At 66.3% G+C, this 20,492-nt stretch carries 24 protein-coding genes; 17 read left to right on the top strand and 7 right to left on the bottom strand.

What is annotated here, in order from left to right; translation table 11 throughout:
* Nucleotides 1–145: 145 nt before the first annotated feature.
* The 4 genes from FPY90_RS06335 to FPY90_RS06320 all read left to right on the top strand — a co-directional run bounded on the left by FPY90_RS06335 (nt 146) and on the right by FPY90_RS06320 (nt 4,736).
* Nucleotides 146–925: an ABC transporter ATP-binding protein gene (locus FPY90_RS06335; RefSeq protein ID WP_071213171.1), complete on the top strand. Its 780-nt coding sequence runs from the start codon at nt 146–148 to the stop codon at nt 923–925.
* The gene (locus tag FPY90_RS06330) at nt 907–2,475 is read left to right on the top strand and encodes a transporter (protein ID WP_071213172.1); all 1,569 of its coding nucleotides are present in this window, start codon (nt 907–909) and stop codon (nt 2,473–2,475) included. The genes FPY90_RS06335 and FPY90_RS06330 overlap by 19 nt, the downstream gene beginning before the upstream one ends.
* A 73-nt stretch (nt 2,476–2,548) precedes the next feature.
* Entirely contained in the window at nt 2,549–2,845 is a 297-nt protein-coding gene (locus FPY90_RS06325; protein WP_071213173.1) for a DUF3039 domain-containing protein, read from the top strand.
* Between the two features lie 94 nt (nt 2,846–2,939).
* On the top strand, nt 2,940–4,736 hold the full coding sequence (locus tag FPY90_RS06320; protein ID WP_498684550.1) for a DEAD/DEAH box helicase: 1,797 nt from the start codon (nt 2,940–2,942) through the stop codon (nt 4,734–4,736).
* A 123-nt stretch (nt 4,737–4,859) separates the two neighbouring features.
* Here the strand turns inward: FPY90_RS06320 and FPY90_RS06315 are convergent, their stop codons facing one another.
* Both FPY90_RS06315 and FPY90_RS06310 read right to left on the bottom strand, forming a co-directional pair.
* Nucleotides 4,860–5,492 carry an isochorismatase family protein gene (locus tag FPY90_RS06315; protein WP_498684549.1) on the bottom strand — a complete coding sequence of 211 codons (633 nt, stop codon included), beginning with the start codon at nt 5,490–5,492 and terminating at the stop codon, nt 4,860–4,862.
* Between the two features lie 19 nt (nt 5,493–5,511).
* A complete protein-coding gene (locus FPY90_RS06310; protein WP_139194678.1) occupies nt 5,512–6,825 on the bottom strand; it encodes a nicotinate phosphoribosyltransferase in 1,314 nt (437 codons plus the stop codon).
* Nucleotides 6,826–7,136: 311 nt separating this feature from the next.
* Between FPY90_RS06310 and clpS the strand changes: the two genes are divergently transcribed.
* From clpS to FPY90_RS06275, 7 genes are all read left to right on the top strand, one after another.
* Nucleotides 7,137–7,433 carry an ATP-dependent Clp protease adapter ClpS gene (gene clpS, locus FPY90_RS06305; protein ID WP_071213262.1) on the top strand — a complete coding sequence of 99 codons (297 nt, stop codon included), beginning with the start codon at nt 7,137–7,139 and terminating at the stop codon, nt 7,431–7,433.
* A 2-nt stretch (nt 7,434–7,435) separates the two neighbouring features.
* On the top strand, nt 7,436–8,005 hold the full coding sequence (locus FPY90_RS06300; protein WP_498684548.1) for a DUF2017 domain-containing protein: 570 nt from the start codon (nt 7,436–7,438) through the stop codon (nt 8,003–8,005).
* Between the two features lie 65 nt (nt 8,006–8,070).
* Nucleotides 8,071–9,000: a glutamate racemase gene (gene murI, locus FPY90_RS06295; protein WP_498684547.1), complete on the top strand. Its 930-nt coding sequence runs from the start codon at nt 8,071–8,073 to the stop codon at nt 8,998–9,000.
* Entirely contained in the window at nt 8,997–9,908 is a 912-nt protein-coding gene (locus FPY90_RS06290) for an MBL fold metallo-hydrolase (protein ID WP_498684546.1), read from the top strand. The genes murI and FPY90_RS06290 overlap by 4 nt, the downstream gene beginning before the upstream one ends.
* A 74-nt stretch (nt 9,909–9,982) precedes the next feature.
* On the top strand, nt 9,983–10,732 hold the full coding sequence (gene rph / locus FPY90_RS06285; RefSeq protein WP_498684545.1) for a ribonuclease PH: 750 nt from the start codon (nt 9,983–9,985) through the stop codon (nt 10,730–10,732).
* Nucleotides 10,733–10,734: 2 nt separating this feature from the next.
* Complete coding sequence (rdgB, locus tag FPY90_RS06280) at nt 10,735–11,370, top strand: RdgB/HAM1 family non-canonical purine NTP pyrophosphatase (protein WP_498684543.1); 636 nt, start codon at nt 10,735–10,737, stop codon at nt 11,368–11,370.
* A gap of 143 nt (nt 11,371–11,513) precedes the next feature.
* Nucleotides 11,514–12,023 carry a hypothetical protein gene (locus FPY90_RS06275; RefSeq protein ID WP_139194679.1) on the top strand — a complete coding sequence of 170 codons (510 nt, stop codon included), beginning with the start codon at nt 11,514–11,516 and terminating at the stop codon, nt 12,021–12,023.
* Between the two features lie 106 nt (nt 12,024–12,129).
* On the opposite strand, the gene FPY90_RS06270 is transcribed toward FPY90_RS06275, so the two are convergent.
* The 3 genes from FPY90_RS06270 to FPY90_RS06260 all read right to left on the bottom strand — a co-directional run bounded on the left by FPY90_RS06270 (nt 12,130) and on the right by FPY90_RS06260 (nt 13,998).
* Nucleotides 12,130–12,384, bottom strand: a complete 255-nt coding sequence (locus tag FPY90_RS06270) for a DUF6458 family protein (protein ID WP_071213183.1) — start codon at nt 12,382–12,384, stop codon at nt 12,130–12,132.
* Nucleotides 12,385–12,514: 130 nt separating this feature from the next.
* Nucleotides 12,515–13,273 carry a metallophosphoesterase family protein gene (locus FPY90_RS06265; protein ID WP_498684540.1) on the bottom strand — a complete coding sequence of 253 codons (759 nt, stop codon included), beginning with the start codon at nt 13,271–13,273 and terminating at the stop codon, nt 12,515–12,517.
* Nucleotides 13,274–13,581: 308 nt separating this feature from the next.
* Nucleotides 13,582–13,998 carry a DUF4259 domain-containing protein gene (locus FPY90_RS06260; RefSeq protein WP_498684538.1) on the bottom strand — a complete coding sequence of 139 codons (417 nt, stop codon included), beginning with the start codon at nt 13,996–13,998 and terminating at the stop codon, nt 13,582–13,584.
* Between the two features lie 456 nt (nt 13,999–14,454).
* On the opposite strand from FPY90_RS06260, the gene FPY90_RS06255 reads away from it, so the two are divergent.
* Both FPY90_RS06255 and FPY90_RS06250 read left to right on the top strand, forming a co-directional pair.
* Entirely contained in the window at nt 14,455–14,517 is a 63-nt protein-coding gene (locus FPY90_RS06255) for a hypothetical protein (protein WP_498685523.1), read from the top strand.
* A gap of 74 nt (nt 14,518–14,591) precedes the next feature.
* Complete coding sequence (locus FPY90_RS06250; RefSeq protein ID WP_498684537.1) at nt 14,592–14,915, top strand: hypothetical protein; 324 nt, start codon at nt 14,592–14,594, stop codon at nt 14,913–14,915.
* Between the two features lie 358 nt (nt 14,916–15,273).
* Here FPY90_RS06250 and FPY90_RS06245 read toward each other — a convergent pair whose 3' ends face one another.
* On the bottom strand, nt 15,274–16,128 hold the full coding sequence (locus tag FPY90_RS06245) for a S1 family peptidase (protein WP_498684535.1): 855 nt from the start codon (nt 16,126–16,128) through the stop codon (nt 15,274–15,276).
* 350 nt (nt 16,129–16,478) lie between these two features.
* Entirely contained in the window at nt 16,479–16,748 is a 270-nt protein-coding gene (locus tag FPY90_RS06240) for a hypothetical protein (protein WP_498684534.1), read from the bottom strand.
* A gap of 321 nt (nt 16,749–17,069) precedes the next feature.
* Between FPY90_RS06240 and FPY90_RS06235 the strand changes: the two genes are divergently transcribed.
* From FPY90_RS06235 to FPY90_RS06220, 4 genes are all read left to right on the top strand, one after another.
* Nucleotides 17,070–17,597 carry a hypothetical protein gene (locus FPY90_RS06235; RefSeq protein WP_498684532.1) on the top strand — a complete coding sequence of 176 codons (528 nt, stop codon included), beginning with the start codon at nt 17,070–17,072 and terminating at the stop codon, nt 17,595–17,597.
* 226 nt (nt 17,598–17,823) lie between these two features.
* Complete coding sequence (locus FPY90_RS06230; protein ID WP_498684531.1) at nt 17,824–18,231, top strand: hypothetical protein; 408 nt, start codon at nt 17,824–17,826, stop codon at nt 18,229–18,231.
* 364 nt (nt 18,232–18,595) lie between these two features.
* Nucleotides 18,596–19,147, top strand: a complete 552-nt coding sequence (locus FPY90_RS06225) for an RNA polymerase sigma factor (protein WP_498684529.1) — start codon at nt 18,596–18,598, stop codon at nt 19,145–19,147.
* A gap of 5 nt (nt 19,148–19,152) precedes the next feature.
* Nucleotides 19,153–19,998, top strand: coding sequence for a hypothetical protein (locus tag FPY90_RS06220; protein ID WP_498684527.1), 846 nt, complete (start codon nt 19,153–19,155; stop codon nt 19,996–19,998).
* The last annotated feature ends 494 nt before the right edge of the window (nt 19,999–20,492 follow it).

The following is a 20,492-nucleotide window of genomic DNA, read 5'->3' as shown; positions in this document are numbered from 1 at the left end:
TCCCTTTTTCGTCCCGCCGGCCAGCAGGGCAGCGGGCCCCGGCGGGCGAAATTCCAGGCCCGTCATCCCCGGGGGCGGCACCTTCGGCGGGATTAGTCCGCAGGGATGACGGCAAAACCACGTGCCGACTGCTAATTTCGATTCCATGAGCAACTCCACTGCGGAACCCGGCACCCCGGCCCTGTCGATCCGATCGCTGGGCAAGCGCTTCGGCGACAAGGTCGCGGTCAACGGCATCTCCCTCGACGTCCCCGCCGGGTCGTTCTTCGGCCTGGTCGGGCCCAACGGCGCCGGCAAGACCACCACGCTGTCCATGGCCACCGGACTGCTGCGCCCCGACGCCGGACAGGCATGGCTGGCCGGCATCGACGTCTGGGCCGAACCGCTGAAGGCCAAGGCCGCCATGGGCGTGCTGGCCGACGGGGTGCGGCTCTTCGACCGGCTCTCCGGGCGCCAGCTGGTCACCTACTCCGGCCTGCTGCGCGGCATGGACCGCGACACGGTCGCCGAGCGCACCGAGGACCTGCTGCGCGTGCTTGACCTGCAGGACGCCGGGGCCAAGCTGGTCGTGGACTACTCCGCGGGCATGACCAAGAAGATCGCCCTGGCCACGGCGCTGATCCACTCCCCGCGGGTGCTGGTGCTCGACGAGCCCTTCGAGGCCGTGGACCCGGTCTCCGCGGCCAACATCCGCGAGATCCTTGCGGACTACGTCGCCCACGGCGGCACCGTGATCGTCTCCTCGCACGTCATGGACCTGGTCCAGCGCATGTGCAGCCACGTGGCTGTCATCGCCGAGGGCAACCTGCTGGCCGCCGGCACCGTGGATGCGGTGCGCGGCGGCGTCTCCCTGGAGGAACGCTTCGTGCAATTGGTCGGCGGGCGCGGGAACAGCGAGGGCCTGTCATGGTTGCACACCTCCTGAGGTTGAAGCTGGCGCTGCTGCGCAACTCCTTCCGGCGCAGCCCCTGGCAGCTGGTGGGCGTGTGCATCGGCGGCCTCTACGGGCTGGGCATGGTCGTCTTCGCCGTCGCCGGCACGGCCCTGCTGGCCGACGCGGACACCGCGCTGGCCAACACCATCCTCATCTGCGCGGTCTCGCTGATCACCCTGGGCTGGGCGATCGTGCCGCTGGTGGCCTTCGGCGTCGATCTGACCCTGGACCCGGCACGCTTCACCACCTTCACGATCTCCCGGCCCAAGCTGGCCACGGGCCTGCTGCTCTCGGGCTTCATCGGCGTCCCGGGGCTGCTGACGCTGCTGCTGCTCGGCGGGCAGCTCCTGGCCTGGCGCCGCGATCCGTTGGCCCTGCTCGCGGCGCTGGCCGGGGGCGTGGCCGGCGCCTTGATGTGCCTGGCCCTGGCGCGGCTGACCACCACCTCGATGGCCCGGCTGACCGGTTCGCGGCGCTTCCGCGACGTCGCCGGGATCATCGCGATCATCCCGCTGATCCTGCTGGGCCCGATCATCGGCACCGCGGCCGAGGGCATCGAATCGGTGCTGGACTGGCTGCCGCGCCTGGCCGCGGTGCTGGGCTTCACCCCGCTGGGCGTCTTCGCCGCGCTTCCCGGGGACCTGGCCGCCGGGGCCTGGGGGCTGGGCGCGGCGCGCCTGGTCCTGGGACTGGCGTACCTGGGCGCGGTGCTCTGGGCGTGGGAGCGCGGGCTGCACAAGTCCATGGAAAACCCGCTGGCGCCGCACACCGGCTCCAAGCCCGTGGGCATGGGCGCCTTCGGCATCTTCCCGGCCACCCCGCGCGGCGCGGTGGCCGCCCGCGCCCTGACCTATTGGCTCAAGGACCCCCGCTACGCCGCCTCCATCGTGGTCGTCCCGCTGATGCCGGTGTTGATCTGGTTCACCTCCACCAACTCCGGGAACCCGCAGCTGATGCTGGTGCTGGGGCCGCTGCTGGGGATCCTGATGGCGTTCGCGATCTCCGCCGACGTCTCCTACGACTCCACCGCGTTCTCGCTGCACGTGCTCACCGGGGTGCGCGGGGTGGACGACCGGGCCGGGCGCGTGCTGGCCTGCGCCGTGTTCGCGCTGCCGGTGACGCTGCTGGCCGCGATCCTGCCGCCGGTGTTCCTGGGCCGCACGGACCTGCTGCCGGCGATCCTGGGGATCTCGCTGTGCGGGCTGCTGTCCGGGTTCGGCGTGGCCTCGGTGGCCTCGGCACGCTTCACCTACGCGGTCCCGCTGCCGGGGGAGAGCCCGTTCAAGACGCCACCGGGTGCCGGGGCGCGGATGGCCGTGGTGCAATTGGCGACGTTCGCGATCATGTCCGTGCTGCTGCTGCCGGCCCTGGGTCTGCTGGTGGCCCAGGTGCTCACGCACCACGCGCTCTTCGGCTGGCTCGCCCTGGCGGTGGGCGTGGTGGAGGGCGCGGTGCTGCTGGTGGCCGGAATCCGCCTCGGCGGGCGCTGGCTCGACGCCCGGGCCCCGGAGCTGATGCAGGCGGTCGCGGCCAACCGCTGATGTGCCCCACGCGATGCGCCGCGGACCCCCGGGTTCGACCGACCCGGGGGATTAGCTTGTTAGACTGGAGGACATGAGCATGCCCCTTGATCCGTTCCGCAATGATCCCCGCACCACCTCCGGCGGCGGTGCCACCACCATCGAGCGCACCGAAGCGGCCCAGGAAGTCGAGGCCGGGGACCACGAACGCTTTGCGCACTATGTGCGCAAGGAAAAGATCATGGAGTCGGCGCTCTCCGGGGACCCCGTGATCGCCCTGTGCGGGAAGGTCTGGATTCCTGGCCGCGACCCGCAGAAGTTCCCCGTGTGCCCCGAGTGCAAGGAAATCTACGAGGGCCTCACCGGCGGCGGCGACAAGGGCAAGAAGTAGTTCCTTCCACGCAACACGTCTTGACCCGAACCCGCCCGGGCGCGCCGGCACGCGCCCTGGCAGGGAAGATTTTTAGCGCCGTGGAGGTGTATGCATGACCGATACCTTGTTCTCACTTGCAGACAAGCTGCCCATGGAGGACCGGCTTCCTCCCGCCTACCCGGAACGGGCGGCCTGGGGCACCGGACCGAAGCTGCGTGCGTGGCAGGCCGAGGCGCTGGACAAGTACTTCACCGACAACCCGCGCGACTTCATGGCCGTGGCAACGCCCGGCGCCGGCAAGACCACCTTCGCGCTGCGCCTGGCCAAGGTGCTGGTCGACGCGAAGACCATCAACCGCATCATCGTGGTCGCCCCCACCGACCACCTCAAGAAGCAGTGGGCCGACGCCGCGGGGCGCGTGGGCCTGGCCCTTGACCCGAACTTCAAGAACTCCGACGGACGCCACGGCGCTGACTACATCGGCGTCGTGGTCACCTACGCCCAGGTCGCCTCCAAGCCGATGCTGCACCGGGCCAAGGTCGAGGCGGCCCGCACCCTGGTGATCCTCGACGAGATCCACCACGGCGGCGACGCCCTGTCCTGGGGAGACGGCATCCGCGAGGCCTTCGAGCCCGCGCTGCGCCGCCTGGCGCTGACCGGAACCCCCTTCCGTTCCGACACCGCCGCGATCCCCTTCGTCGAATACGCCGAGGGTCCCGACGGCATCCGCCGCTCGAAGGCCGACTACACCTACGGCTACGGCCAGGCGCTGCGCGACCACGTGGTGCGCCCGGTGCTGTTCATGGCCTACTCCGGGAACATGCGCTGGAAGACCAGCGGCGGCGAGGAGATGGAGGCCCAGCTCGGCGAGGGCTTCACCAAGGACATCACCGCCCACGCCTGGCGCACGGCGCTGGATGCGGCAGGAGACTGGATCCCCTCGGTGCTCCAGGCCGCCGACAAGCGGCTGACCCAGGTCCGCCGTACCGTCCCCGACGCCGGCGCCCTGGTGATCGCCACCGACCACGAGGACGCGCGCGGCTACGCCGAGCAGCTGGAGAAGATCTGCGGCGAGAAGGTCACCGTGATCCTCTCCGACGATGCCGGCGCCTCGAAGAAGATCGACGAGTTCTCCGCCGGGGACTCGCGCTGGATGGTCGCGGTGCGCATGGTGTCCGAGGGCGTGGACGTGCCCCGGCTTTGCGTGGGCGTCTACGCCACCTCGACCTCCACCCCGCTGTTCTTCGCCCAGGCCATCGGCCGCTACGTGCGCAGCCGAAAGCGCGGGGAGGTCGCCTCGATCTTCCTGCCCTCGGTGCCGGTGCTCATGGCCCTGGCCAACGAGATGGAGACCGAGCGGGACCACGCGCTGGACCGCCCGGAGAAGCACTTCCAGGACCCGGACTACAACCCCGAGGACGAGCTGGTCGCCGCGGCCAACCGCGAGGAAAAGGCCAGCGACGAGCTGAACAAGCAGAAGTTCGAGGCGCTGAACTCCGACGCCTCCTTCGACCGGGTGCTCTTTGACGGCGGCGAGTTCGGCACCGGCGGCGCCGTGGGCTCGGAGGAGGAACAGGACTTCCTGGGCATCCCGGGGCTGCTGGACGCCGACCAGGTGGGCGTGCTGCTGCGCCAGCGCCAGGCCGAGCAGGTTTCGCGGCGCAAGGTGCGCAAGGCGCACGAGGAGAGCGCCGAGGCCCCGGTCATGGACCACCGGGCGCTGATGGAGATGCGCTCGACGCTCTCGAAGAACGTCTCGGCGTGGAGCGCGCGCACCGGGACCCCGCACGGGGTCATCCACACCAAGCTGCGCGAGGTCTGCGGCGGGCCCGCGGTGGCCCAGGCCAACGCCGAGCAGCTGCAGACGCGGCTGGACAAGCTGCAGGGCTGGTTCATCGGCAAGAAGTAGCCGCCCGCCTCCCCGCCGCCGTGCGGGGGACATGCGGCGCGGGGAACGACAAAGGCGCGGTGCCTGGCTTGGGAGCAGTTCGCATCCCGGGCAGGCACCGCGCCTCCTTGGGCAGGGGGCCGGTCAGCCGAGGGTCAGCACGGTCACTCCCGCGGCCCGCAGCTGCTCGAAGACCGCGTCGTTGTTCTGCGGGTGCACCGCTGCGGTGAGCGGGGCGATGACGGTGGTCTCGAAACCCTGGGTGCGGGCGTCCAGCGCCGTGGCCCGCACGCAGTGGTCGGTGGCGATCCCTGCCACGTCCAGGGACGTGATGCCCCGCTCGCGCAGCCAGTCGCCCAGCAACGGCCCGGACTCGTCCTCCACCGCCGCACCCTCGAGGGCCATCCGGCCCTCGAAGCCGGAATAGGCCGCGGTGAAGCGGCCCTTGCGGAACGCCGCGTCCAGGTGGGCCGTGGCCGGGGCGAGGTTGGGGTGCAACGCAGCCCCGGCGGTTTCCGCCACGCAGTGCACGGGCCAGGAGTCGATGTAGTCGGGTGCCTCGGAAAAGTGGCTTCCCGGGTCGATGTGCCAGTCCTGGGTGGCGACGAGCACCGCGTAGCTCTCGTGCCGCGCGGCCACCAGCTCGGCGATGGCCGTTGCCACCGCGGCCCCGCCGGCCACGGCCAGCGAGCCACCCTCGCAAAAGTCGTTCTGCACATCGACGATGATCAGGGCACGCGTCGAGGCGTTTTCCGGTGTGCTGCTTGGTTCGCTCATGGTGTGCTTCTCCTCGTGGTCAGTTTTCGTCGATGAAACGTGTGGGGATCACCGGTTCGCCGCGCTGCAGCCGCCGCGAGCTGCCGGGCATCTCCAGGATCGAGTCGCGGTGGCGCTTCGCGGCGCGGCGCACCCCGGCGGCGCCGGTGAAGGCCTCGTCGATCCGGCCCCCGGCCACGAATTGTTCCAGCAGCGGGCGGTCGTTGGCATCCGTTGCGGGCACCTCGCCCACGCCGATGAGTTCCTCGGTGGCCCGGCCGCGCTCGTTGAGCCGGCGCACCGCGTACTTGCGCCCGCCCACCGAGACCTTGTTCTTCGCGGCCTTGGCGACGTCGACGTAGTTTCCGGCGTCGTCGTGGCGCGAGACCAGCTTGTAGACCATCGAGGCGGTCGGGTGCCCGGAGCCGGTGACCAGCGAGGTGCCCACCCCGTAGGCGTCCACCGGGGCCGACTGGAGGGCGGCGATGGCGTATTCGTCGAGGTCGGAGGTGACCATGATGCGGGTGTTCTCGTTGCCCAGGTCATCGAGCAGCACGCGGACCCAGCGGGCCTGTTCGACCAGGTCCCCGGAATCCAGGCGCACGGCGCCCAGGCCCGGGCCGGCCACCTCCACGGCGGTGCGCACGCCCTGCTCCACGTCGTAGGTGTCGACCAGCAGGGCCGTGCCCACGCCCATCGAGGCGACCTGCGCCTCGAAGGCGGCGCGCTCGGTGTCGTGCAGCAGCGTGAAGGAGTGGGCGGCGGTGCCCACGGTCTTGATCCCGTAGCGGTGCCCGGCCTCGAGGTTGGAGGTCGAGTCGAACCCGGCGATGATCGCCGCGCGTGCCGCGGCGACGGCGGATTCCTCGTGGGTGCGCCGCGAGCCCATCTCGATGCAGGGGCGGGAGCCGGCCGAGGCGATCATGCGCGAGGCGGCGGAGGCAATGGCGGAGTCGTGGTTCAGCGCGGAGAGGATGAAGGTCTCCAGCACGCAGGCCTCGGCGAACGTCGACTCGACGATCATCACCGGCGAGTAGGGGAAGTAGATTTCCCCCTCGGCGTAGCCGTGGATGTTTCCGCTGAACTTGAAGTCCTCCAGGTACTTGATCGTGGCGGCGTCCACGACCTTGGTGTCGGAGAGGAAACGCAGCTGCTCGTCGCCGAAGCGGAACTCCTTGATGCCTTCCAGGATGCGGCCGGTGCCGGCCAGCACGCCGTAGCGCCGGCCCTCGGGCAGACGGCGGGCGAAGGCCTCGAAGACGCTGGGGCGGTGCGCGGCACCGGAGTGCAGGGAGGCCTGCAGCATCGTCAATTCGTAGTGGTCGGTGAACAGTGAGGTGGGCTGCTGCCACATGGCCGTTGGGCTCCTCGCGATGGGTATCGGGGGTGATGAAAGCGTGCTCGGGCGGTTCGCACCGGCGTCGGGAGCCTGGTCCCGGGGCCCGTCCCGCCGCAGGTGGCGGCGGAATGGGCCGGCAACGGCGGTGCAAACGTTAGTAGATACTCTAGACCCGGCATCGGCCCGTTGCCGCCTTCGGGTCGGCCCGGCGCGCTCCGGGGCGTGGGGCTTGGCGCCCGGGGCAGGGGGGAAGGGCCCGGCACGCGCCGGCACCGATCCGGTTCGCTTCGGTGGCGCACCGTCGTAGAATGGGAGGTATGCCAACCATGACTGCGATGCCCGATGTGCTTGAGCACGTGGAGCAGGCACAAGCACACGAACTGGACCAGCCCTACCTCCTGATCATCTGGAACGACCCGGTCAACCTGATGAGCTACGTCAGCTACGTCTTCCGCTCCTACTTCGGGTACCCCGAGGCGAAGGCGGAGAAGCTGATGATGCAGGTCCACCAGGAGGGACGCAGCGTCGTCGCCACCGGGAACCGCGAAAAGATCGAGGCCGACGTGTCCGCGATGCATGGCTTCGGCCTGTGGGCCACCCTGTCGAAGGCGGACGCAGCCTAACCGTGGCACGAGCATTCAAGAGCACCCTGCGCGGTATTTCCGCCTCCCTGGAAGCCGCCGAGCGCAAGTTGCTCCGCGGCCTGTTTCAGGACGTCATCACCCTGCTCGAGCCGGAGCGCGCCGCGGACGAGGATCCGCTGTGGGCCATGGTCGGGCTGGACCCCCACGCGCACCGCGCGGACTTCGCGCCCCCGTCCGACCCCGCCACCAAGCGGCTGCTGCCGGACGCGGATCCGGACGACGCAGCCGCGTCGCTGGAATTCCGCAGGCTCTCCGAGCGCGGGATCCGCGAACGCAAGATCGGGGCGCTGCGCGAGGCCGCACTGCTGATGGAATCCGGAACCATCCTGCTGTCCGACGAAACCGCACCGCGCTTCGCCGCCGCGGTCAACGACGTGCGCCTGGTGCTGGCGCAGCGGCTGGGCCTGGCGACCGAGGAAGACGCCGAGCGGATCCACGCGCAGGACGACTGGTCGAAGGCCGAAACCGTCGACGAATACCTGGCACTGGTCTACAACTTCGTCACCTGGCTGCAGGAATCCCTGATGCAGGCCATGCTCAAGTCCTTGTGAGCTGGGATACAGTGTGTCGCGCGTGCTGGCCGTTCGCGCGCAAAACCACGTAGGCTTCGTACACCATGACAAGTGCGTCCTCCAGCGATAAGCGACCATCCGAGCGGCCCCGGGCAAACGCCCCGTTGGGGATCTTCGACTCCGGGGTCGGCGGCCTGACCGTTTCACGCGCCATCATTGACCAGCTTCCCGGGGAATCGACGATGTACGTCGGGGACACCGCGAACTCGCCCTACGGCCCGCTTCCCATTGCCGAGGTCCGCGCCAATGCGCTGGGGGTGATGGACGAACTGGTCGACGCCGGGGTCAAGCTGCTGGTCATCGCCTGCAACTCCGCCTCCGCCGCGGTGCTGCGCGACGCCCGCGAACGCTACACCGCCCGCTACGGCATCCCCGTGGTCGAGGTCATCCAGCCCGCGGTCCGCCGCGCCGTCTCCGCCACCCGCAACGGCAGGATCGGGGTCATCGGCACCCTGGCCACGGTCGGCTCGCGCGCCTACGAGGACGCCTTCGCCGCGGCCCCGCACTACTCCATCACCTCGGTGGCCTGCCCGCGCTTCGTCGAGTTCGTCGAAAACGGCATCACCACCGGCAAGGAGCTGATGGACACCGCCGAGGAATACCTGGCCCCGCTCAAGGCCGCCGGCGTGGACACGCTGGTGCTGGGCTGCACGCACTACCCGCTGCTCACCGGGGTGATTTCCTACGTCATGGGCGAGGACGTCACCCTCGTCTCCAGCGCCGAGGAGACCGCGAAGGACGTCTACCGCGCGCTGGTGGGCCACGACCTGGCGCGCACCGCCGACGCGGCCCCCACCCACCAGTTCCTCGCCACCGGCGATGCGGCAAATTTTGAGATCCTGGCCCGACGCTTCCTGGGCCCCGAGGTCCTCGCGGTCGAGCAGGTCCACAACGTGGCCGCCCACTACCCGACCGGCTCCATTGCGATGGTTACCCCGCAGATGGTGGCCCTTTCGAAAGCGAGTGCCTCATGAAGCTGACCATCATCGGCTGCACCGGCTCGTTCCCCGGCCCGGGGTCGCCAGCCTCCTGCTACCTGGTCACCGCGTTCGACGGGACCCGCGACTGGAAGATCCTGCTGGATTTGGGCTCCGGCGCGCTGGGCGTGCTGCAGCGCTACGTCGACATCAAGGACCTGGACGGGATCTTCATCTCCCACCTGCACCCGGACCACTGCATGGATCTGTGCGGCATGCACGTGGCGATCCGCTGGGACCCCAACGGCTGGGGCCGCGAGCGGATGCTGGTGCACGGCCCGGCGGCCACCGCCGACCGGATGGCCACCGCCTACGGGCTGCCGCTGGAGGAGGGCATGCACCCGGACTACGACTTCCAGCACTGGAAGTCCCGCCAGCCGGTGAAGATCGGCCCGTTCTCCATCACCCCCTACCCGGTGCTGCACCCCATCGAGGAGTCCTACGCGCTGCGCGTGGAGGCCACCGAGCCGGTCGCCGACGGGTCGCCGCAAACCAGCGTGCTGACCTATTCGGGCGACACCGACTCCTGCCCCGAACTCATCGAGGCGGCGCAGGGAGCTGACATGTTCCTCTGCGAGGCAGCCTTCGAGGAGGGCCGCGACGACGGGATCACCGGCGTGCACCTGACCGGCAAGCGGGCCGGCCAGGCCGCCACCGATGCCGGGGTCGAGCGCCTGCTGCTGACCCACATCCCGGTGTGGACCGACATCAACACCGTGGTCAACGAGGCCAAGGAGACCTACGACGGCGGGATCGCCGTGGCGGTCTCCGGGGTCACCTACGGGGTGTTCTCCGGCTCGCAGCTGGGCACCCCGAAGTCGCTGCCCACCGCGCCGGTGTCCATCGTGCGCTCGGCGCCGAACCGGGAGTGGCCCGGGACCAAGACCAGGAACCCGCGCAGGTAGCCGCGAGGCGGCGGGCGCGCTCCGCTGCCGCGGGCGTGCCCGGCCCCGGCCACGCGCCGACTAGACTTGAAGCCATGACTTCAGCATCCACCACAGCAGCAGTGCGCGCCGACGGGCGCGGCGTCGACCAACTCCGTGAGATCACCATTACCCGTGGCTGGTCCAAGCAGGCCGAGGGCTCGGCCCTGATCGAATTCGGCAACACCAAGGTGCTGTGCACCGCCTCCTTCACCGAGGGCGTGCCGCGCTGGCTCAAGGGCCAGGGCACCGGCTGGGTCACCGCCGAGTACGCGATGCTGCCGCGGGCCACCAACACCCGCAACGGCCGCGAGTCGGTCAAGGGCAAGATCGGCGGGCGCACCCACGAGATCTCCCGGCTGATCGGCCGCTCGCTGCGCGCGGTCATCGACACCAAGGCGCTGGGCGAGAACACCATCGTGCTTGACTGCGACGTGCTCCAGGCCGACGGCGGCACCCGCACCGCGGCGATCACCGGCGCCTACGTCGCGCTGGCCGAGGCCATCGAGTGGGCCAAGGAGAACAAGCTGGTGAAGAAGAACGCGACCGTGCTCACCGACTCGGTGGCCGCGATCTCCGTGGGCATCATCGACGGTGTCCCGATGCTCGATTTGCCCTACGAGGAGGACGTGCGCGCCGAGACCGACATGAACGTCGTGGTCACCGGCACCGGCGACTTCGTCGAGGTGCAGGGCACCGCCGAGGGCGTGCCGTTCAAGCGCGCCGAACTCGACTCCCTGCTTGACCTCGCCCTGGTGGGCACCACGGAGCTGACCCGTATCCAGTCCGAAACCCTGGGGCTCTGAGTATGGGTGCCGCCCCGCGTTTGGTGCTGGCCACCCACAACCAGGGCAAGCTGCGCGAGTTGCGCGAGCTGCTGCGCGGGCAGGTGCCGGGCCTGGACGTGGACACCCAGGTCGTCGATGCCGGTGCCGTCGGCGCCCCGGATGTCGTTGAGGACCAGGTGACTTTCGAGGGCAACGCCCTGCTCAAGGCCCGCGCGGTGTGCGAGGCCACCGGCCTGGTCGCCATCGCCGACGACTCCGGGCTGGCTGTCGACGTGCTCGGCGGGGCCCCGGGGATCTTCTCGGCACGCTGGTCCGGGAAGCACGGCGACGACGAGGCCAACATCGACCTGCTGCTGGCCCAGCTCGGCGACATTGCCGAGGATCACCGCGGCGCCTCCTTCGTGTGCGCCGCGGCCCTGGCGACCCCGGGCGGCCACGTCGCGGTGGAGCTGGGGCACCTGGCCGGCACGCTGCTGCACGAACGCCGCGGGAGCGGCGGCTTCGGCTACGACCCGATCCTGCGCCCCGAGGGCCACGAAATCTCCGTGGCGGAGCTGACGGCCGAGGAAAAGAACGCGATCAGCCACCGCGGGCGCGCGTTCCGCGGCCTGCTGCCGCAGATCATCAAGGCACTGGCGGAGCAGGACACGAAGTAGGGTCCGGGCCCGGCCTGGGCCCGCACCCACCACCGGCCGGCAGCGATGACGCCCGGGATTGAAGCACAACAAACGTACACAGAGGGAACGGAGCAGGGGTGGACACCTTTATCAAGGGGCCGTCAAAGCGGGATGTTGCGGGCATGAAGGCCGCCTTCGCACTGGTGGAGAGCGAGGAGGTGGTCTCCGTGTTGTTCAAGAACGCGCGTTACGGCAACTTCCTGGTCACCGGGGCGGCACACCTGACAGTGCTCGACGACCTGATGGTCGGCGGGTTGAACGCCGCGGCCGCGGCGAAGGCGGCCAAGTCCGCGGACGGCGAGCCGCTGCGGCAGCGCCAACCGGATGCGGGGGTCAGGGCCTTTCCCGCGGTCTTCGAGGGTGACTTCGAGCCGACCCCGATTGCGGCCGGGAAGATCGCGCACGGCGATCTGGTGGTTGCGGCATTCACCCAGGCGCCCTATGGCGACTTCGTGGTCACCGGCGTGGCCACCGCCGCGGAAGGGGATGCCGCCTACCTCATGGTCGGGCCGTGGATCCTGCATTCGGCCGACGGACCCGCACCGCGGATGAACGAAGTCCAGCTGGTGGCCGCTGCCGGCGACCACATCGCTCCGGTTCCGCCGCGCCGCGGACAGGTGGATTTCGAATAGTCCTATTGGTTCCTTCGACATGGCCAGAGAAACGACCCCGCCGGCGGCTCCGCACAGGAACCGCGCACGGGGTCGTTTCCTGATTACAAGGGCGGTGCGGCGGCGCCTAGAGGTTGGTGTCGTCGACCTCGCGGGTGGTCTTGGTGATCCCGTCGGCCCCGCCGCCGTTCACGGTCCGGCGCGTGGCAACCGTACGGCGACGGCGGAAGGCGAAGACAAGCCCCAGCACAAAGACCAGGACTCCGGCTCCCATCAAGAGGTTCCCGACCAGCGGCAGATCCAGCCAGTCCACCTCGACGTTCAGTGCGAAGCGAATCACCGCACCAATGACAAAAAGAAAAATTCCGGCGCCGATACTCATGATGTTTCCGCCTTCCCGGGCGATTCCACAAAGATGTACGTCTTCATCCGTGATTCCAGCTTACCGTTTTCCCCCGGCCACGCCACCGATTGTGCACGCATAGCGGGCCGGTGGTTGCTGCGGCCCCGCCCTAAGGGGTACGCCCGTCGCGCGGGCCGAACACCGCCAGTGCCTCCGCGTCGCTCGCGGCCGAACGGATGAAGAACTCGGCCCATTTCCGGCGCCCCGGGTACGTCGAACCCGCGACCACCTGGGCGATGGTCTCCTCGACGTCGATGATGCTCCGGTGCAGGGACACGGCGCCTTCGCTCAGCAGCGCCCAGTTGCCGCCCGACCGGCCATAGGGCATGCCCACGCTGCCGGGGTTGATCACCAGGCGGCGGTCGACCAGCCGCACGAAGGGCATGTGCGTGTGCCCGCAGACCACGGTCCGGACCTCGTCGGGCAGCTCGGCGAAGGCCTCGGCCCAGCGCTCCAGCCGGGTGTCCACCAGTACGACCTCCTCGTCGTCGCGCGGGGTGCCGTGGCAGAACACCACGGGGCCAAAGCTCTCAAGCTCGAGGGTGACCGGATGCGGCAGCTGCTCCAGCATCGTGATGTGCTTCGGGCCCAGCTGGGCGGCCGCCCACGGGACGACGTCGTCCGGAACCTCGATCGAAGCGCCCCGGGCGACGGCCGCCAGCTCGCGGTCGGCATTGCCGCGCACCAGCACGGCCCGCTGCCCCAGGGCCGCCAGCCGGTCCAGGACCGCGACGGGTTGCGGTCCGGCGGCGTGGTCCCCGGTGACGACGATGAGGTCGGCGGCCGCCACCGCGGGCTCGGCCAGGATCGCCTCGAGCACCGGAAGCACCCCATGGATGTCGGACAAGACCGCAACGGAACGGATCATTCCTCGAGTATGCCCAGGTTCTCAGGCCCTGCGCAATGGGTTCCGGAGCCGGCGCCGGTGGTCCGGGTTGCCGCTTGCGCGCGCAGGAATGCAGCTTCCGCGGCGTGGTTGGTGAAACGTGGGAAGCAGGGGGGCGATCTTACCAGGGATGTCCCAGAGGGGTGATTGCCATGTCGTTTTCCGGAGGCGGCGGTCCCGGGTTCGAAGCGTTTTGCCCGGCCAAGGCATCCGCTACGGGAATCCCAACCGGGACAAAGGGAAAGGCTTGTTCTTGGGCGCATGGGGGGAGTTGCCCGAGGTAGTGGTGATTATGAGAGCCGCGTGCGCCAGCGGGAGAGCTCCGTGGTGAAGTCTTCCCATTGGCCCGATTCCGACCAGAGTTCACCCAGCTCGTTGTCCTCAGGGTCCTTCATGCGGTCCAGCACTGCCGCGGCCTTGGCGGCAAGGTGTTCGGGCAGGGGGTCCGTGCTGCGTGGCCAGGGCTGGGGGGCGTAGTTTTCATCCTCAGCCAGCAGCTCCGGTTCACTCCACGCGACAACCAGTGCGGCGGCCGCCAATCCCGTGGCCCCGTCCGAGCCCTCCACCTCGCCTGAGGAGCGAAGGACCGTGTCCAGGGCCTCCTCGATCACCGATGCGACCTCGGTTGCGGTGTTCGCCTCATCGAATTCGTACCCAAAGTCGGCGGCGTCGTCATTCCCGAAGACCGATACATCCCATGCGCCCATGTGCAGTGCTCCCTAGTTGATCCCCCCGCCGACGGACTGCCGGCTTAGGTGAGATTCTTGCATACCACCTCCGTCAACACGAGCCGAAAACGCGCGGGCCCTTCGGCTCGTTGGTGGTCATCAGCCGCGCCGCTCCAGACTCTCAGGCATCCGGGCCGTCGACACCGTAGGGGTCCGCGAGTGGTCTTGCACAACGGGCAAGGTCATTCACCGTGTCCGGTGTAGCCGTTTCAATCCTCTTCGTCCCGGTGTTGGTCCTCCGAGCCCGGAAGCAATCTATGTTCCGGAGCGTGGAAGAAGCACGCCCAATCCGCCGGCTTGTCATCCCATGCTTCGACGAGTCATTTGGTTGGACTGGAACTAAAACCGATCCACTCCGCAACGCGCTGGGCTTCTTGACCGGAAACGCTGAACAAGACCCCGCGCAGCGGTTGGCCAAATCCCGACACAAGATCAATGGAGAATCAGTTCTACTGCCACTTCGATGTTGTGAGCTTGCGTGCGCCAAATAAGGAATAATGCGGCTTGGACTCAAAGTTGCCCGACCGGGGCTGCTGGTGCTTCGTCAGGAACAGCTGTAACTAGGAGTGCAAATGTCAAAAAGTATCAAGAAGATTCTGGCGGTCCTCAGCGGCTTGACCCTGCTGGGGCTAAATGTTGCGGTCGTGGCATTTTTCGTTCTCTGGCAAATCGCGGACAGCTCAGCCATCGATCGAATGGAGACATCCGCCGGTATCGATCCCGCCCAGATGCTTCCGGATGCTAATTTGATGTGGATGGCAGCTCATGCCTCATTCATCATGCTGATGATTGCTGATGTGCTGGCTATCCTGTTCGTCGTGATGCTGGTGAAATCACGCAAGTCCTCCGACTCGACGCTTGGCGTACCTTCCCGAGAGTCCGTATTGAAGCGCTGATTCAGGTAAGCAGACAGCGAGGAACTCCGTGGAATTCGCATCCGCGGAGTTCCTCGCCATCTGTGTATTGGCCTTCAGCGCTGCTGCACCGGAATTTTTCAAGTCACGCGGTACCAGGATGAGTTAGGCAGCAGTTAAGTGGCTTCCCTTCGGGTCGACGCAGAAAACGGAAAATATCGTAGGCCAGGGGTGAGATGAGCCAGGTGGCCACTGGACTGCAGCTGGCGAGTGGAAGCCACCCAGAGCCAGTCCGTAGGGGAACCCTCACCAGACAGGTTGGGTCAATGACCAAGACATTCGCCTCGTGCTGGTGTGGCCAGAAAATCAGGCTTCTCCCATGCCCTGCGCAGCGGGGCAGTTACAGGTAAGGGGCCAGCCAATCCTGCACCACGGGGATGTCCACCCGCTGATACCCACCGAGGTAACGGCAGTTCGAGGTATAGGTGTAACTGGTCACTGCCACGAGATAGCCGTTGAGGAAGACAGGACCACCGGAGTCTCCGAAGCAGGTCCCGCCACCGCCGCGGTTATCGTTGGGGTTGCCTTGAAGCTGGAGGATCTGCGGAGTGAGCTTCTGTCCAGGAGATGTGGTGTAGCGGCGGATCAACGGGTAGGACATCGGCTGCGGCTTCTGCGGACCGGTCTCCGGCTTGCGCACCTCGGTGCCGTAGCCGACGACCTCGAAGATCGTCCGGTTCAAAACGGGCTGCCCGAACCGGTCCAGGTAATTCACCGGAGTGAGCGCTGCCGGGGCGATGTTGGTGACCGGCTCATCGAGCACGATGATTCCCACGTCGTTCCAGTTGGCCATATCCGTGAAATCCGAATATTCGGGATGCGCTATCGGTGTTCCCCACAGATAACCGGCCGCTTCGAGGTCTGCAGGGGTGTAGCCGATTCCCGGATCCGCTGCCGCGGGTAACGGACTCGGTGGTTCCTCCGCGATCACTGATTCGAAGGTCACCAGCGTCACCCCGGCGGTTCCCTCGGTGCAGTGCGCCGCTGTGATCAGCACAGTCGGTGAAATCAGGGTCGCCGAGCAGCGATACCGCAGGCCGTCCGCCATGTCGTAGAAAACGATCAGGCCGACGTTGGGGTGATTGCTGCCGTCCGGCTGGCCGCCCGTGACGGCCGGTGCCGGCAACGCACCGCCCATGACGAGCGCGAGAGTTGCCGCCACGACAAGCGCCAACCTTCTGAGGGGATGTTTCATCATCTTGGCCTTTCCATCGAGTAACTGGACGTTTCAATTGACGGGCTGGCCTTAAGAAGAGCACAGATCATCGCGTTTGGCGAGACTTTGACAGCCCGCTGCAGTCGGGAAACCACGAAGCGCGCATCTTCGTAGCCGAATCCGTTTCTTCGTCCCGCAATCGGTTTGTCCGGCTCGGAATTTCGGAGCGTTCCGCTAGGGGTCGCCAAACGGGCAAGTCAATCGTTGACCCGTGGAATCTTCCGAAGGCGACTGCGCTGAGTGTCCGAAGTCCGCTGCACAGATCTGGTGCGCCCGTAAGCCGAGCCTCCTGCTGGAGGAGCGGGGCGTACGAAACGAAACCTGTTTGACTAGATCTCAAGGCATCCCTGCAGCGATGTGAGACTGGTCGTTTGTGGGCAATCCTGGTGCATCCACATCGTCGACCCATATCTGTCGAACTCACCATCGGTGAATACTTCCACCCCTGGAACGCCTGTTGAAGTGCGATAGAAATCCACAATCGGATCCCCTTCGATGGTGAGAGAGACGACGGCGAGCTCCGCATCCAGACGGCCTATTGCGGAATCCACGCAGTCGACCGCATCAGCAGGAATCCGTTCGCCCTGATCGAGCGTCACCTGTCCGCACGATTTTCGGCGTACATCGTCTCGGAATCCAACTGGTGCTCGCTCTGACTGGCGAGCCGCGTTGAAAAGGTCCTGAGGCAGCTTCTGATCGCCCGGAAACGACCTGACACACCCAGAAACTGCCAGCGTCCCAATGAGGAGGCCAGCGAAGGCGATTCGAGGTCTCATTTGCAGAATCTCCCACATCGTCAGCCTCGGGGTGCCCACCGTCATCACATCGTGATGTAGGCGGGCTGCCTGGCGCAGATGAAATCATGCGTGGGCGCCGTTAGAGGAACGCTATGTGCGAATCGCCCACTATAAGCTGAACGTGTGCATGACTTAGACACTCGTCCCGATGGCGGTTCGCTTGAAGTTGCGGTTGGTGGGCTTTCTCGGTGTGACCTTATCGCCGCACTCAGCTTGCAGCAGATACAGCTCAACGTCCATGCACAGATTTTGCTCGACGATGCGGTGTTTTGCGATGCCAATACGCAACTCGTTATTAGCGTGGTTGAACGCAGCGTGAGTGATTTAGGCTTGCCAGATGGCGGAACACTTTCGCAAGTATTCGACGCGGCTCAAACGCACGGATTGAAACTTTGTCCTCCGACCGCTGGCCCATATCTACGTCTAGCGATGGCCAAACAGGAATCGTCTACAGACCTCCTGATGAGTCGAGGCCATGCACCCGATGGTTCTTACACAGTGGCCGCCCCGACGCTTAGCGACGACGATGAGTATCCAAAAGGTTTCTACCTCCGTGCAGTAAAAGGGCAGCTTTGGCTACGCGGTTACCGTTGCGATGACCTGCATCTTTGGTCTCCCGATGATCGATTCATTTTTCAATTACATCCGTAGTTACGCGACTTTCGGTTCAGTGTTCAGATCCGAAGATGGCGGCACTGCGCTGGCACGTCCGTAAGGGGAAGGTTAACGGACACGAACTCACGGGTGGCAGGGCCCCGCGTATGTATAGCCGATGCCTCTGCGGAACGAAAGGGGTTCCGAAGCAGCGCTGCGGTCCCGAAGCCATCAACCGCCGTCAAAGCCTGTTGAACACTGACCATTGAAATAGGCTTAGGCGATGACGAGGCCAATTGCGTTCCTAAAAATGATCGCCCTGCTTCTGGGGATTGCCTTTTTGGCGGTGGGCATATCGGCAGGACTCGCCGTGATCGTGGCCAAGGAAAACCCCGAGCCGCTGAGGCATACGGGCACATTGATTTCCGCTGTGTCGCTAAGCGAGGAAGAAAAAATGCAGTGGATCGTGAACCGCATCGAAAAGGTTGAAACGGTCGAATCTGTTGGAACTCGGGAAATCGTGGACCAGGACTATACCGATATCAGGGTCTCCGTGCTGACGACGGTTCCACACGATGACGGCACTTCCCAGGAGGTCAAGCGCATCTGCTGGGAGGCGCGAAACCTCTGGCTTTCTTTGGCGCCCCGCAGCATCACCTGCACGATATCGACTCGGCCCGCCGCACCCTGATCGCCCGCGCGGTTTCCACCGCGATGCCCCGGAAACCCCACGAATCCAGGATGCGATTGCGATTAGCTGAAATTCGTTTCTTGGGTTCAACGCGCACGTTCCGCAAGCTGGACGCTCTACGGGACGGCAAAGCGCCAGAGTAAATCTGCAGACGAGGTAAGGGATATCATCGATACCGATTCTCGGACCGTGGTGAGGTCCGGCTATATTGACCAGTGGGATTCCTGGGCTTGCAGCGTGCGCCGGCTTCGGGAATGAGCGGTTTCGTCAACGGTCCGTGGCCCGCTCATGGGCATGGACCGGGTCCACAAAAATTGGATCCCGTCTCGGGGTAACAACGCTGGCCGGACGGACATGTATAGGTATGAGCACCCCAGAAACGAAGCAGGACCGGGAGGCACGGTTCTCCAGATTGTATGAACTGGCCTATACCGATGTTCTGCGGTTTATCCAACGCCGGGCCGGTCCAGACCACGCTGAGGACATCGTCCATGAGGCTTTCCTGGTCGCATGGCGGCGCTTGGACGACCTTCCGGCCAAGCCCGGCGACGCCAGGGCCTGGCTGTTTGCAACCGCGCGCAACTGCCTGCTCAACAACCAACGCGGACAGATGCGCCAAGGAGCACTGGCGGTCCGGGTCGCGGCCCAGACACCGACCTTCACTGACGCCGAAGCCGACCTGACGCACCAACGCATCGACCTGGCCGCGGCCTGGCAACGACTGCGCCCCGAAGACCAAGAAGTCCTGGCCCTTGCCATTTGGGAAGACCTTCCCTCGCCGCAGGCGGGCCAGGTGCTCGGGATATCTTCGGCGGCCTACCGCATCCGGCTTCATCGTGCGCGCAAATCGTTGCGCCGCGAACTCGACGCATCTCCCTTCCCGGCACCTCTCGCCGAACCCCTCATGACGGAGTGACTGACATGGATAAGAACAAGTACGCGGAACTAGACGCATTTCGACTCCTCGATTCTGCGCCCCAAGGCGATTTGGACGAGGCCGGACAGATCAGGGCAAATGCAAGATTGCAGCAAATTCTCGCGAGCGATCCGGAAACCGGGAATGCCCCGATCGGTGCTATCGGCAAACGCCGATCCAGACGTGCACGTCGGATGGCGGCCCCACTTGCCCTGGCCGCGGTGGCTGCCATCACCGCAACCGTGGTGCTCCTACCGGGGGCGGGTGGCAACGATGCGGCGTATGCGTCATGGAACGCTGTGCCGGGTTCCATCAGTAGCCCCGATAGGGCCGTGGCCGATGCGGCCTGCCGTGGCCGCCTGGACCTGGCCTCCCCGCAATTGGACCTTGCCGAACGACGGGGTGAATGGGTGGTCTTGCTGTACACCACTACAGAACACATGGCAGGTATGTGCTTGGCCCACCTGCCTGTCGGGGCCGCGAAAGCCAACGACATTGATGTCAGCCAAGGTGGCGGCGACCAGGGTTTCCTCCCGGTTGCCGGGGAATTCTCCGAGGGAAGCATGGCGGAGTTTCGCGGTGGCAGCATCTTCGGGTTCGGTGATCGCCCCGAGATTGCCCTGACCCACGGGAACGTGGGGGAGGACGTGGCCGCCATAACGATTACGACCCCCGACGGCCAATTGGTCGAAGCCACCATACAGGACGGCCGATACGCCGCTTGGTGGCCGGGAAGGGCCTTTGGCGACGAGGTGGAGGGCAACGGCGGACCCGCTCCGGCGATTTCCTACATCATCACTCTGAAGGACCAGACGGTGATCAAGGATGCAACCCCCAGGATGCCGTCGTAGAGTCACCGGTGACAGTGTGGGCGCGACGAGCAACTCGGCATTATTGTGGAAGCCTCGTCGCGCCTGTTACCTCTGGCATTGCTTCGCTTTGGGCATCAGAAAGAGCGTCTCATTGCCACGGGGGCAGTCGTTTCCCGTAAGGGGGGTATCCGGAAAAGGCTTCTGCAGCGTTCCGTAAGGGGGTCCCCAAACGGGCAAATCGAACGTTGACCTGCATTGTTGGAATCACTCAATTTCTGGTGTTCCGTATACCCTACCCGAGAAAAAGCCCGGTGATGGCGGGGGCTAAACGATACACCCAAAACCATGATCGGACGTCCGATTGGATACCCGCTCGTTTCCCACCAATGACCAAGACCGCACAACCCGAAAAAATACATTGGTTGCCTTGCACGCGACACCGGGGGGCTCCCCAAGCCACCTATATAGGTGGGGGTCGATCTTTTTTGCCAGGATCCCCGACGCCGACTGCTCGATGGCTTGGGAAACCGCGC

Origin of the sequence: Arthrobacter sp. C2 (assembly GCA_024207135.1) — a bacterium.
In the GTDB taxonomy this organism is placed as follows: Bacteria; Actinomycetota; Actinomycetes; order Actinomycetales; family Micrococcaceae; genus Paeniglutamicibacter.
This window is presented reverse-complemented; position numbering and strand designations above follow the sequence as displayed.